This is a genomic window from Chryseobacterium hagamense (genome assembly GCF_007991455.1).
Taxonomy (GTDB): Bacteria; Bacteroidota; Bacteroidia; order Flavobacteriales; family Weeksellaceae; genus Chryseobacterium; species Chryseobacterium hagamense.
This window is the reverse complement of the sequence record NZ_BJYJ01000026.1, coordinates 35,889-49,819: the sequence shown is the minus strand read 5'-3', so window position 1 is coordinate 49,819 and position 13,931 is coordinate 35,889. Positions and strand designations below refer to the sequence as shown.

General features: G+C 42.4%; 7 protein-coding genes. 4 read left to right on the top strand and 3 right to left on the bottom strand.

Features of this window, described 5'->3' with window-relative positions:
* Positions 1 to 170 precede the first annotated feature (170 nt).
* From CHA01nite_RS16865 to CHA01nite_RS16855, 3 genes are all read right to left on the bottom strand, one after another.
* The gene (locus tag CHA01nite_RS16865; RefSeq protein ID WP_146943507.1) at positions 171 to 818 is read right to left on the bottom strand and encodes a hypothetical protein; all 648 of its coding nucleotides are present in this window, start codon (positions 816 to 818) and stop codon (positions 171 to 173) included.
* 317 nt (positions 819 to 1,135) lie between these two features.
* The gene (locus CHA01nite_RS16860) at positions 1,136 to 1,879 is read right to left on the bottom strand and encodes a glycerophosphodiester phosphodiesterase (protein WP_146943504.1); all 744 of its coding nucleotides are present in this window, start codon (positions 1,877 to 1,879) and stop codon (positions 1,136 to 1,138) included.
* 175 nt (positions 1,880 to 2,054) lie between these two features.
* Complete coding sequence (locus tag CHA01nite_RS16855) at positions 2,055 to 5,156, bottom strand: TonB-dependent receptor (RefSeq protein ID WP_146943502.1); 3,102 nt, start codon at positions 5,154 to 5,156, stop codon at positions 2,055 to 2,057.
* Between the two features lie 238 nt (positions 5,157 to 5,394).
* On the opposite strand from CHA01nite_RS16855, the gene ligA reads away from it, so the two are divergent.
* From ligA to CHA01nite_RS16835, 4 genes are all read left to right on the top strand, one after another.
* Positions 5,395 to 7,401 carry an NAD-dependent DNA ligase LigA gene (ligA, locus tag CHA01nite_RS16850; RefSeq protein ID WP_146943500.1) on the top strand — a complete coding sequence of 669 codons (2,007 nt, stop codon included), beginning with the start codon at positions 5,395 to 5,397 and terminating at the stop codon, positions 7,399 to 7,401.
* A 95-nt stretch (positions 7,402 to 7,496) separates the two neighbouring features.
* Positions 7,497 to 9,962, top strand: a complete 2,466-nt coding sequence (locus tag CHA01nite_RS16845) for a DUF7619 domain-containing protein (RefSeq protein ID WP_146943498.1) — start codon at positions 7,497 to 7,499, stop codon at positions 9,960 to 9,962.
* A 125-nt stretch (positions 9,963 to 10,087) separates the two neighbouring features.
* Positions 10,088 to 10,732: an MgtC/SapB family protein gene (locus tag CHA01nite_RS16840; protein ID WP_146943496.1), complete on the top strand. Its 645-nt coding sequence runs from the start codon at positions 10,088 to 10,090 to the stop codon at positions 10,730 to 10,732.
* A gap of 953 nt (positions 10,733 to 11,685) precedes the next feature.
* Entirely contained in the window at positions 11,686 to 13,824 is a 2,139-nt protein-coding gene (locus tag CHA01nite_RS16835) for a S46 family peptidase (RefSeq protein WP_146943494.1), read from the top strand.
* Positions 13,825 to 13,931: the final 107 nt, after the last annotated feature.

Sequence of the window (13,931 nt, the reverse complement as noted above, 5' to 3'; positions counted from 1 at the left end):
ATTAATACTATAATCTTTAGTTGACCTATTTGAGTAAAGCAATATAATAACCATAACAAGAAACGGAAAAAGACTACCTTTTCAGATAGTCCTAATGTTCTAAATATTTAATTATTTGTCATATTTAAAAGTTGAAGTAAATAAATTTACAAAAACGTAAAAATTGTGAATTACTTATTTTCTTCAATCACCTTACCGGTCTTTTCATCATATATAAAACCTTTTGGGAGTTTAGATAATTCTTTAGAAAAAAAGGTATTAATATCTATTTTTGTCTTAGGAATTTCTATTTTATCCAAAATATTACTATTATTCTTTGATAATGACTCTACAAATTGATTAGGATAAAAATTATTATTAAAAAAAACAGTGCCCTGAATATAATATTCTGTTTTTTCCATAGGTTTAAGTGGTTTTGTAGGAAGCCCAAAAGCTTTTAACTTTAAAATTTTCGTGCTCTTAGGAGATATCATAATTTTGCATTCGATATATTTTAAAAAATAGAAAGCCTGCTTAGAATCAATATTGTATTTCTTCATAGTGTTCTCTATTAATTGTTGATTAATATCATTATTAATGTTATAAGCATCATATGTTTTACCTACAAAAGTATCATATCCAATCGGTCTTTCACTATTCCATAATTCAAACTTTGTATATAAAGAGTTTTCATAAATCAGAATCTTTTGGTTAGTAGTATTTTTATATTTCAGAAGTAAATAACCTTGAGGCTCATTAATACTAATAATTTGTATTTCTTGAGCATAAGCTGTCGCTGCTCTAATAGCAAACATGAAAAAAAAAAGTAGTGATCTCATTATCTAAAATTCATAAGTGATTTAAAAAAATATTCAGGATAATATGTAGTAAAAGCAGGAGAGAACTTCAAATTTTCGCCAACCATAATATCTGATTGAAGATGAGCAAAAAATTCTGTAACATTTTGAGCCATTTTCATTGCCTTATCTCCAAATCCAGTATTGACATAATAAAAATATAATGCTTTTGTAAAACCTTTTACAGCATGTATATAAAGCAAAAAAGCGAAGCAAAAATGTTTCTGCTTCGGTTTAATTAATCTATTTTTTACCTATAATATGTATTGGATTTTTAGGACGTGACATTAAAAAGCGGATTATTTTTTAAGCTGATCCGGAATATTGGTCGTGATGAATCCAATCCCCTGCTTTTTCAGTTCGTCTGCAGTGGCCACATCATTTACCGTCCAGGCATTGGTGATCAGTCCCAAAGCTTTTGCATCGGCAATCCAGGTCGGGTTTTTCTGGAAAATGCTGAAATGGTAATCCAGGCCGTCCAGTCCCTCGTCTTTGATCTGCTGCGGAGAAAGCTCCCCTTTCAGGTACTGTACTTTAAAAGAAGGCTCCAGCTTCTTGATTTCCTTACAGATGTTCAGGCTGAAAGAGATGAATTCGCATTGGGATCCCAATTTCATGTCCTTAATCATTTTAATCGTCTTTGCCGTCAGCTCGTCTTCTTTTTCCTTGGTCTTATCCGGCTTTATTTCAACGATCAGTTTCAGGGCCTTGTCTTTTTTCCCCTGCTTCAGGTAATCTTTTAAAGTAGGAAAATCTTCGCCATTGGATAATTTCACCTGTTCAAGCGTTTTGAAATCCGTTTCGGATATTTCCATTTTGGCGTGGTGTTCATCATGGTTGATGACCAGGATGCCGTCTTTCGTCATCCGTACATCGAATTCGGAGCCATAGATTTTTAACTTCTGTGCATTCTCCAGCGACTTCAGGGAGTTTTCCGTTGTCGGCGGCTGGGTCTGCCAGTACCCTCTGTGGGCGATAACCCGGGTTTGTGCCTTCATAACCACTGTGCTTAAAACTGCTAACCCTAAGATAAAATTTTTCATAATATAAATTAAATATTAAACTCGAAAGCTTTTCAACTTTCAGATAAAGGTATATAAATTTATGTGAATGGTGAATTTTGCTTCGCAAGCCAATGGTGAATTTGATTAATTTACTTTTTAAAATTTCATTGTTAAACATTCATCATTCACTATTGACCATTCACCATTCACATGATCAGAACGTGTACTTTGCTCCGATCTGGATCTGGTACGGGTTTCCGCTCAACGGCTCCAGACCGCTGGTATTCAGGTTGTATTTAAACTGCCTGGTTGTCTGGTCGAACCCGGTGATCCTGTACAATGACATATTGCTGTAGGATTTGTTTACGCCCCATTCTTTGTTCAGCAGGTTTGCCACGTTGAAAATATCCACCGAAAGTTCAAAGGCTCCAATTTTGTCAAATTTGATTTTTTTTGCGACACGCACGTCCCAGACTCCGTAGAATCCGTTCTTTCCGCCGTTTCTTTCCGCAATCTTATTGTTGTAATCGGTGATGTAATTTTTAAGTGCCGTTCCTACTTCAGGGTTGTCGATCAGCGTCTGGGTGAGGTTCGGGAAAATGTAGGCCAGGTCATTGGAATCCACGAAATCCCCGTTTACATTTCCGCCGGCCAGTACGGAGAAACGCGTACCGCCCATTCCGGCATAGCGGATTCCCAAGATGAACCCGGCAATTGTAGGTGAGTTTCCATAGATCACCACCTTATTCCTGAACTGGTTATCGGAATACGACATTCTCAGGTTTCTCGGATCGCCGGCTACCGGTGTGGATAAAGTGGCCGAATTGGCGACGTTCCCATTATAGGACGTATTGTCTCTGATATCCGCCCAGGTATAACTTGCCGTAATTTCCCCGTCTTTCCAGTAGCGGTAGCTGGTATCTGCCACAAAAGAAAACTGGGTGACTTTTCCGTCACTCACCAATTCCAGAACCCTTCCGAAGTTTTTGTTGATCCTTCCCTCCTTCCAGTTCAGGGTTCCATTAGCGGCGATGGTTGTTGCGGGAACATATACGCCTCTTCCACCTTCGTTATCCAGTGTAAAACTCGGATTGGCCACCATATTCCGGTCGTAATAAAAATAGTTGTTTCTTCCCAGAGCCATGTAAGCCCCGAGGCCAGCCCTGAATCTTTCGTTAAAGAAGTGGGTGTATGATACATTTGCTTTGTAAACCACCGGGATTTTAGCATCTTTCCCTGTATAGTTAATCGTTGGAAGCTGGTTCTGGGCCAATGTAGGAACCGTGCTGTAATCATTTCTATAGCTATTGAAATCCGGAACAGGAACATCTTTACCGGTCACATCCACCGTTGCCAGATGCCTGCCATCAAACACCAGGTTATTGATGATCATATAATTGTTGATATCTGATGAAAATATCCCGGCGCCGAATTTCAGGAAGTCTTTGTTTCCTTCGTTGATATTCCAATCGAACTGGAATCTCGGCTGAATAATGAATGATTTGATCTGGTTATCTGTCCTGATTCCCATTTCATCATACAGCTTCTGGTTTAATCCCGCTTTCGGATAACCGCCGTAGTCCAATCGCAGGCCGGCCATTAAATCCAGGCCTCTGGCTACTTTCGTCTGGATCTGCCCGTATACCCCCAGGTTATAAATATTCGATTTTACGGACGGATCGTCCATCAGAGGAACCTCCCTGTAAAAACGGTACGCGATCCGGTTGTCGAAATTATACAGGTTATCGCCGTTCTGTGCCGGATTTTCCCGGAAATGAAACCTTCCGTTCACCTCGCTTCCGTATACCGATCTGGCCATGGTGTACATGAGGTCTGCCCCGAAAGTGTATTTGATTTTATCGGTATTGTAATATAAATTGTCTACCAGCTGGAACACATTGTTTCTGAAGCTTTCCTGAGCGAAACGGTGCCCTCCGATCTGAATAGTGGTTGCCTTGTCGCTTCCGTCAATTTTACTTACGATATTTTCAACGATGGCTCTAGGTACCGGATGCCCGAGCTGATCGTTCTGGTAGCTATCCTGGGACGTATAAAGATACTGCGCCTTCAGCTCGTTGGTTATATTAGGCTTCAGATTCGACCGTAAAGTAAGCAACAAACTGTTATCCAGGTTTTTATCATTTCCATACGATTCATAAGCGGTGATGGCCGTATTGTCTGCCAATCCGATTTTATTTAAATCATACGTAAAGTTATTTCTTAAAGTCAGTAAGTTTTTATCGTTGATCTGCCAGTCCAGGCGTAAAAAGGCGGCATCGGAATTCCTTATCTTATCGAAGCTTCCGAACTGAGGGCTGTTGGAAACGCCGTATTTTGCCCTTGCCACATCCAGGAATTTATTCAGAGTTGCTGTGGTGGTATTTAACCTTAATTCATCCTCGTGCGACTGGATGTCGGCAATCTGTAACGGCCGGGAATCCAGCTGATGATCCCACGCCGCGAAGAAGTGCAGTTTGTTTTTAATGATCGGTCCGCCCAAGGAGAAACCGAACTGTGAAGTCGAGAAATCAACGTTCCTTTTGTTTCCGCGGATGTCATACGGGCTGGAAAGCCAGTTGGTCCTTAAATATTCCCATGCACTCCCGGAAAACCTGTTGGTCCCGGATTTCGTTACGGCACTGATGGTTCCGCCCCCGCTTCTCCCCAGTGTAACGTCATATTGGTTGGTAGTCACCTTGAACTCCCGTACCGCTTCGATTGAAATGGAAAACGGGGCGCCGCTCCGGCTTGTGGTTGCACCGGCGGAAGTCGGGTTTTTGGCCGTCATCCCGTCGATAGTAAAGTTGGTGGAAGAACCCAGCTGTCCCGAGATGCTTCCGTTTTTACCGCTTAAAGGGGATAATTCCGCAAGATTGGTGAAATTCCTCCCGTTTACCGGTAGTATCCCGATATTTTTTGTCGTGATGGCGGTTGCCGCTCCTAAATTTCCTATTTTATTCTTCAGGTTTCCCACGACAACGACTTCTTCGATGGACTTTTCATTGGCAAGATCCATATTTACCGTTACCTGGTCGCCGAAGTTGACGTTGTAGCCTTCCCTCTTCTCATCATTTACGATCACAGTGTAAGGTCCGCCCAGAGGAATTTCCTTGAAGATGTACTCACCTCTGGAATTGGTTTCCGTTTCCGTTTTAAAGCCGGTGGATTCATTTACGATCGTTACTTTTACTTTTTCCTGCGGGGCTTTCCCAATGCCGGTTACCTTCCCGGTGATCGAAGCCTGCGTGGTCTGCGCATAAGCCAAAGTCCCGAAACTGAGGAACAACAATCCCAATACAATTTTTACTCTTTTCATATTTTTCAAATTAGCTGCATGCAAAGGTACCCTCCCTTACAGATCCCTCTGTTTAAGGGAGTTTTAACATTTTTTAAACTTTATCGGAATATTATGTTAAGTAAATTTTAACACCGGATTTATCCGGTAGATAGTCAGCCCGTTAAAATATGTTACGGTTTTTTAATTTTCTCAGAATGAGTAATTGTCGTATTTTTTACATCGGATTTAGCTATTTTTGCTGAAAAGATAGAAACCGATGTCCGAAAATATCCAACAGAAAATAGAAGACCTCCGTAAAGAACTTCATCAGCACAATGAAAATTATTATCTCCTCGATATGCCGACGATTTCAGATTATGATTTCGATATGCTGCTGGAGGAACTTCGCGACCTGGAAGCCAAATATCCTGAATTTTACGACGAAAACTCTCCTACGGTACGCGTAGGCGGCGGCATTACCAAAGTATTCCCGACCATCCGTCATCAGTTCAGAATGTATTCCCTGGACAATTCCTATGATTTTGACGATCTTGAAGACTGGGAAAAGAGAATCATCAAAACCACCGACGGTCCGGTGGAATTCGTTGCCGAGCTGAAATACGACGGGGCCTCGATCTCCATCCTGTACGAAAACGGAAAGCTGGTACAGGCGGTCACCCGCGGCGACGGTTTCCAGGGGGATGAAATTACGGGGAATGTCCGCACGATTTCCGATATCCCGCTGAAGCTGAAAGGCGACTTTCCGCAGCAGTTTTTTATGCGGGGCGAAATTTATCTCACCCGGAAAAATTTTGATAAGATCAATAAACAGCGTGAAGAGGACGGCCTGGATCCGTTCATGAATCCACGGAATACCGCCAGCGGCAGCCTGAAGATGCAGGACAGCGGCGAGGTGCGTAAACGCGGACTGTCTTCGGTGCTGTACCAGTATATTTCAGAAGAAGTTCCTGCCGAATCGCACTGGGAGCTTCTTGAAAAGGCCAAATCCTGGGGCTTTAAAACCTCCCGGGAGGCCAGATTGTGCAAGACCATGGCCGAAGTACAGGAATTTATCACCTTCTGGGATCTGGAAAGACACAACCTGCCGTTTGAAATCGACGGGATCGTGCTGAAAGTAAATTCTTTGAAACAGCAAAGGCAGCTTGGCTACACGGCAAAATCCCCGCGATGGGCCATGGCTTATAAATTCAAAGCCGAAAAAGTGGAAACCCAACTGGATAAAGTAACCTATCAGGTCGGGAGAACGGGAGCGATCACTCCGGTGGCCAATCTAAAGCCTGTCCTGTTGGCCGGAACTATTGTCAAGCGGGCGTCGCTGCACAACGAGGACATCATCAAAAAGCTGGATCTGCATGAGCATGATTTTGTGTACGTTGAAAAAGGCGGCGAGATCATCCCGAAAATCGTTGCCGTGAACCCGGAAAAAAGAACGGAGGACAGCAAAGAAGTCGAATACATCAGAAACTGTCCGGAATGCGGCACCGAGCTGGTAAAAATCGAGGACCAGGCGATCCATTTCTGCCCGAACGAACTGCACTGCCCGCCGCAGGTGGTCGGAAGAATGATCCATTATGTTTCCCGGAAGGCGTTGAACATCGAAAACCTCGGAAGCGAAACCATCGAGCAATTATACCGGGAACGCCTGATCGAAAACCCCGCCGACTTCTATGCCCTGACCAAAGAACAGCTTCTGCCGTTGGAAAGGATGGCGGAGCGATCGGCCCAGAATATTATTTCAGGAATCGAAAACTCGAAAGAAATCCCTTTTGAAAAAGTGTTATACGGTATCGGCATCAAGCATGTAGGGGAAACCGTTGCCAAAAAGCTGGTGAAAAACTTCCCGACCATCGACGAGCTGAAAAATGCCACCGTTGAGGAACTTTGCCAGGTGGAAGATATCGGCACCAAAATCGCCGTCAGCCTTTACGATTTCCTCCATAATTCCGAAAACATCCTGATGCTCGAACGGCTGAAATCTTACGGCGTTCAGCTCGAAAAAGGGGAAAGCACCAATGAAGTCCTGTCGAACATTCTGGACGGGAAAACGTTTCTCTTCACCGGTAAATTATCTTTGTTCACCCGGGAAGCTGCAGAAGAAATGGTGGAAAAGCACGGCGGAAAGAATATTTCGGCCGTTTCAAAAAACCTGAACTATCTGGTGGTGGGCGAAAAGGCCGGCAGCAAGCTGAAGAAAGCGCAGAGCATCGGAACCATCGGGATCCTCGATGAGCAGCAGTTTCTGGATCTGATAGAAAAACAATAGATCTTAAAAATATTTATAGATAAACCATTGGAATTCGTTTTCAATGGTTTATTTTTGTTTTTTTTTTAAATCAATAACAACTAAACTGATAATCCATGAGAAAAAATCTTCTGATCATTTTCCTGATGATATTTGCCGTATTTCAGGCACAGATCGTGAATATTCCGGATGCCGCCTTCAAAGCAAAGCTGCTTTCTGCAGATGTCACTAATTCTATTGCCACCGGAATTTCCAGTGGAGGACTCAATATAAAAATTGACGCCAATAATAATGGTGAAATTGAAGTTTCCGAAGCCCAGCAGGTAAATATTCTGAGGCTTTATGGCGGAGGAATAACGGATGTTACAGGAATAGCGGCTTTTTCAAATTTAGGAATGCTTGATATATCCGGGAACAATATGACCTCCCTGAATTTAAGTTCCAATACCAGTCTTGGGGAATTAAGCATCGATGCAAGTAATCAGCTGACTTCCGTGAATCTCACCAACTGTAATTCATTAGTCCGGATTTTTTGTAATTCTCTGAGTCTTACTTCATTGAATCTGGAAAATAAACCTCAGCTGAAATATGTTTATATCTTTAGTCCACTTACTACTTTCAGTGTATCCGGATCTACGCAGATTATCGAACTGAATGTTGAAAATACACAGCTTACAACATTTGATGCATCAAACCTGCAAAAGATTTTCGTGTTTTATGTCAGAAATAATCCTTTGCTTTCAAATATCAATTTTACCAATGCGAATATGGAAATTATTGATATCAGTAAAAATAATCTGTCATCAGTAAGCATTCAGAATCAGAGTTTTCTCCGTGCTGTAGACTGTTCACAGAACCACCTTACAGGTTTTTATGCTCCCGGTTGCCCGGATATGAGAATAATCACGTGCTATAACAATCTGTTAACCGGTTTAAATCTTTCGGCCTATCCGCTTTTAAATACACTGGATTGTCATAATAATATGATCCCGAGTCTCGACTTATCCCAGAATCCTGAATTTTACAGTATTAATTGTGCTACCAACGGAATGACTTTTCTGAATCTGAAAAATGGCAGATCCCAACAGAATAATTCCACAAGCGTAGGCTATAATCCGAATCTTGTGATCTGTTGTGATGAGAGCGAACGTACCATGCTGCAAAATATGATCAGCGGCAATCCTTCTTTTTTCCCAAATTATCAGGTAACCTCTTACTGCTCTTTTACACCGGGAGGAACTTTCTATACCATTCAGGGAAACACAAAATATGACAGCAACAATAACGGTTGTGATGTAAATGATCCCAACAAGTCATTTCAAAAATTTAATATAACAAACGGAACCCAATCTGGAAGCTCCATCGGCAACGGCTCAGGAAATTATTCCATTCCTGTAGGCGCAGGAACTCATACCGTAACGCCGGTTCTTGAGAATCCTTCTTATTTCAATATTTTACCTTCCACGATTACCGTTACTTTCCCAACACAGTCCAGCCCTTTCACCCAAAACTTCTGCTTAACGGCAAACGGGACACATCATGACCTTGAAGCGGTAATCATTCCGGTTACGGCGGCAAGTCCCGGCTTTAACGCAAAATACAGAATCGTTTATAAAAATAAAGGGACCGGCACACAATCCGGAACGGTTTCATTTAATTATAATGATAATGTGACTGATTATTTATCTTCAACAGTATCCCCCAATTCACAATCAACAGGATTGCTGAACTGGAATTTTGCAAATCTGCTTCCTCTTGAGACCAGGGAAATTACAGTGACTTTAAAATTAAATACCCCGACACAAAATCCTGCAGTGAACGGAGGAGACATTCTACATTATACGGCACAGGTAAACGGAGCAGTTGATGAAACCCCTTCGGACAACATTTTTACCCTGAATCATACCGTAGTCAATTCTTTTGATCCGAATGACAAAACCTGTCTGGAAGGAACAACCATTGCCCAGGCCCAGGCCGGAGATTATGTTCATTATGTCATCCGGTTTGAAAACACGGGAACGGCCAATGCGCAGAATATTGTCGTGAAAGATGAAATCAACACTTCGAAATTCGATTTATCCACCCTCATCCCTTTAAGTGCAAGCCACAACTTTGTGGCAAGGGTTACCAGTCCGAATGTCGTGGAATTTATCTTTGAAAATATTCAGCTTCCTTTTGATGATGCGAACAATGACGGATATGTTTCATTTAAAATCAAAACAAAATCGACACTGAACGTCGGAGACAGCTTCAGCAATCTGGCAAAAATTTATTTCGATTATAACGCACCGATTACCACAAATACCTATACGACAACCGTACAGAATATACTCGCTACAGCAGAAACCGGTAAGGAAAACATCAGGGTTTCCATTTATCCGAATCCGGTAAAGGATGTCCTGAATATTCAGTCAAGAAATGAGATCATAAAAGCTGAAATCTACGATGCCGCAGGAAGGGTCGTGATGGCTGTTCCGGTGAAAGGAAACGCCATCGGTGTTTCCAGGCTTGCCAAAGGAAATTATCTCATTAAATTATCTTCAAAGGATAAAACATCCACTCAGAAATTTATCAAAAATTAAATTTCAATTCATTAATTTTAAAGACTGTCTCTCGTAAGGCAGTCTTTCTTTTTTCCAAAGATAATTACAGTCATAAAAACATCTCTCTTTTTCATGTAACTTTAGGTTAAAAGAAGATTTTAACAATGGAATTTCTAAATGACCACTCGATTCAGAACGAATTGCTGCTTATTTTCATTTCCGTGGTTCTCGGAATCCTTATCGGTGCGGAGCGCGAATACCGGAACAAATCGGCGGGGCTGCGCACATTTATCCTCATCTGTTTCGGATCCTGCCTGTTTACCGTTCTGTCGATCAAAATCGGCATTGATGATCCCGACCGGATCGCTGCCAACATCATTACCGGCATCGGATTTCTGGGAGCCGGCGTTATTTTTAAAGAGAATAATAAGATCGACGGCATCACCACGGCAACAACGATCTGGGCAACAGCATCCATCGGGATGGCCGTGGGTTCGGGCTATGTCTATCTTGCTGTCCTGGGCACCCTCCTGGTACTGGTGATTTTAAGCTCCCTCACTTATTTTGAAAAGCTGATCGACCGCGAACATAAAGTCCGGGAATATAAAATAACGGTTGCCGGTTATCACGACTTCGCTTATTGTGAGAAAATGTTCAGGGAGAACCATCTGAGGTTTATCATTTCCAAACAGAAATATACCGGTGGCAATCTTACCGGTTTATGGATTGTTACCGGGAAAAGCATCCATCATCACGTCTTACTGGAAAATTTAATCAGGGACGAGAGGATCATCAGCTACGAATTCTAAGCGCTGAAGCTTTCTTTATTAAATACCTCTTACATTTGGCTCAATGTTTAAGGTTTAAAGTTTAAAGTTTAAAGTTTAATAAAGATAAAACTTCTACGGAGTTCGTTGCTTCGGCATCCTGACGATCCGCTACACCGATATTACTCCTACGGAGCAAAGTAAATCACTGAACAACCAACTTGATATGAATTCAGTATGTCCATTTAACATAAAATTAACGTGAATCCGACTGTATTTAATTTACAGTCAGATATTTAATTAATCCAAAAGATCCTTCGTAGGATAAATCAATGATTCATACTTCCCGACAGGATTTTATCCTAGCCTGTAACAAGCCGTCCTTCCAGGACTTTAAGACTATACCAGTTTGATTGTTTTCAATTTATATTCAGTCTCTTATTTAATTAAAAATAAAATTAAGGCGATTTTTATTCAGAATTTCAGATAGAATGACTTTTGACAGAATGATAAAAGATGCGGTTTGATCATCATGAACTTTGATCCTTTTTTGAAAGAAGAAACTTCCGGCATCCGGCATCCCTCTTCCAGCCTTTTCATCCGAATTTTACTTCGGGTTTACGTTAAATACTTAAAAATAAGAAAGCCCGATAGTCAGGGTTTTGAACAGGCCTTTTTTTGCCGAAGCAGCTTGGTGAACCTTAAATCAGCCTGCCTTAAAAAATCATGAGCCTTTCTGTTCAAAAGTATTAAACGGAGTTGTTCCCGTTGAATCATAATTATAAATATTCCGATCAGGGCTGCTGCAAACTTCACCATTCACTATTGACCATTCACCATTAAAGCTTCCGGCCTCCATCATCCCTCCTCCAGCCTTCTGCTCCGAATTCTATATCGGTTTTACCGGGCCCGTAAACTTTAAATCCAAAACTTTAAACCTGAAACTTTAATTTAAACCTGAGATTTTCTTCGTAAATTGGGACAAAATTTTGATTATGACAAAAAAGATACTCTTATCTGTATTTCTTTTGCCGGCGGTAATGACGTTTGCACAGCAATACGGCGGAATGTGGATTCCGACAGAGCTTAATGAAAAGGAGATGAAAGATTTAGGAATGAAGATTTCTGCCAAAGACATTTTCAATCCGCAGAAGCCCAGCATCAAGGATGCCGTGGTACAGTTCAACGGCGGATGTACGGCCGAAATTATTTCGCCGAAGGGCCTTCTGCTCACCAACCACCACTGCGGATACGGGCAGATCCAGGCGCATTCAACCGTTGAAAACGACCTTCTGTCCAACGGGTTCTGGGCCAAAAATATGACGGGTGAACTGTCGAATCCGGGACTAACCGTAGATTTTATTGTAGACATCAAAGAAGTCACCCCTCAGATCCTGCAGGGAACGGACAATCTTCAGGAACCGGAACTGGCCAAACAGATTGCAAAAAATATCGAGGTTTATAAAAATGCCCAGAAAACCGAGCCGTACCAGTCGGTTTCCGTAAAATCCATGTACTATGGGAATAAGTTTTATGCGTACACGATAGAAACCTTCAAAGACATTCGTCTGGTAGGGGCACCACCGCAAAGCATCGGGAAATTCGGTTCCGACACGGACAACTGGGTATGGCCGAGACACACGGGGGATTTCTCCATGTTCAGGATTTATGCCGATAAAAACAACAAGCCGGCGGAATATTCCAAAGATAACGTACCGTATGTTCCGAAGCACTACCTTCCGGTTTCCATCAAAGATAAAAATGAAAATGATTTCACCTTTGTTTTCGGATTCCCAGGCAGAACCACGGAATACCTTCCTGCGATTGCCGTTGAAAAAATCATGACGGAAATCGATCCTGCAAGAATTGCGGTACGGGATGTTGCGCTGAAAACACTGGACGAAAAAATGCGTACCGATGCGGCAACACGGATCCAGTATGCTTCAAAATATGCTTCGGTAGCCAACTATTGGAAAAAGTGGATCGGCGAAGCGGAAGGATTGAAAAAATCCAATGCCGTGCAGAAAAAAGTAATGTACGAAGGGACTCTGGCGGCCAAAAACCCGGAGATCAAATCCACCATCGACCAGATGAACAGGTTGTACGCCGAGCAGGCACCTTATGCCTTAAACAATGCCTATTATTCTGAAACCGTCAGAAATGCGGAAACGCTGATGCTGGCCAACCTGTACTACGGGTATATTACTGCAGTGGAAGCCGGAAGAGCCGACGAAAAAAGCACGGCGGCCTTCAAAAACAGGCTGACTTCTTTCTATAAAGATTACAATGCGGAACTGGATGCCAAAGTGACTGCCAAACTGCTGGCCCTTTACGCCAAAAAAACGGCACCGCAATTCCTGCCGGCAGGATTCGATAAATATAAAAACGAAGCTCAGAATATCCAGGCCATCGAGGAGGTTTCTAAAAACTCGGTGATTACGGGAAGAAGCGAAGTAAACGGTGCTTCATTAAGCAAGGATATTGATAAAGCATTCTCCAACCAGGACAAGCTGATCAAATCCATCAAAAAAGATCCGGCTTACCAGCTGTATGTAACCATGAGAGACACATACATGACAAAAGCGGATCCACAGTTCACAGGTCTGCAGACGAAGATCGACGCCTTACAGAAAACCTATATGGCGCAGCAGATCAAAACGGATAAAGACCGTAAATTCTTCCCGGATGCCAACTCTACCCTGCGTGTAGCCTACGGAAAAGTAAAAGGTTCTTCCCCGAGAGACGCCGTTTCCTACAACTACCAGACGCACCTGGCGGGGGTAATGGAAAAATATGTTCCGGGCGATTACGAATTCGATGTTCCGAAAAAGCTGATTGACCTGTACAGCAAAAAAGATTTCGGCCTGTATAAAGACAAAACGGGTGACGTTCCGGTAGGATTTACCGCGACCAACCACACCACCGGCGGAAACTCCGGAAGCCCGGCGCTAGATGCCTACGGAAACCTGGTGGGGCTGAACTTCGACCGTCAGTGGGAAGGTACGATGAGCGACATCAATTACGATCCGCGATTCAGCCGGAACATTATGGTGGATACCAAGTACATTCTTTTCATCATTGATAAATTTGCCGATTCCAAATGGCTGGTAGATGAAATGAAGATCGTGAAATAATATCCCGAGAATGGGGTTGAACTCCGTCCCTATTGATATAAAACCAAAAGAAAGTCCTGAAATTCAATTCAGGGCTTTTTATTTTTCGGCGATCTTATCTATGTCTG

Bases quoted from the DNA above. Each gene is read 5' to 3' on its own strand.
- CHA01nite_RS16865 (WP_146943507.1), bottom strand. From the start codon at position 818: ATGAGATCACTACTTTTTTTTTTCATGTTTGCTATTAGAGCAGCGACA.
- CHA01nite_RS16860 (WP_146943504.1), bottom strand. From the start codon at position 1,879: ATGAAAAATTTTATCTTAGGGTTAGCAGTTTTAAGCACAGTGGTTATG.
- CHA01nite_RS16855 (WP_146943502.1), bottom strand. From the start codon at position 5,156: ATGAAAAGAGTAAAAATTGTATTGGGATTGTTGTTCCTCAGTTTCGGG.
- ligA (WP_146943500.1), top strand. From the start codon at position 5,395: ATGTCCGAAAATATCCAACAGAAAATAGAAGACCTCCGTAAAGAACTT.
- CHA01nite_RS16845 (WP_146943498.1), top strand. From the start codon at position 7,497: ATGAGAAAAAATCTTCTGATCATTTTCCTGATGATATTTGCCGTATTT.
- CHA01nite_RS16840 (WP_146943496.1), top strand. From the start codon at position 10,088: ATGGAATTTCTAAATGACCACTCGATTCAGAACGAATTGCTGCTTATT.
- CHA01nite_RS16835 (WP_146943494.1), top strand. From the start codon at position 11,686: ATGACAAAAAAGATACTCTTATCTGTATTTCTTTTGCCGGCGGTAATG.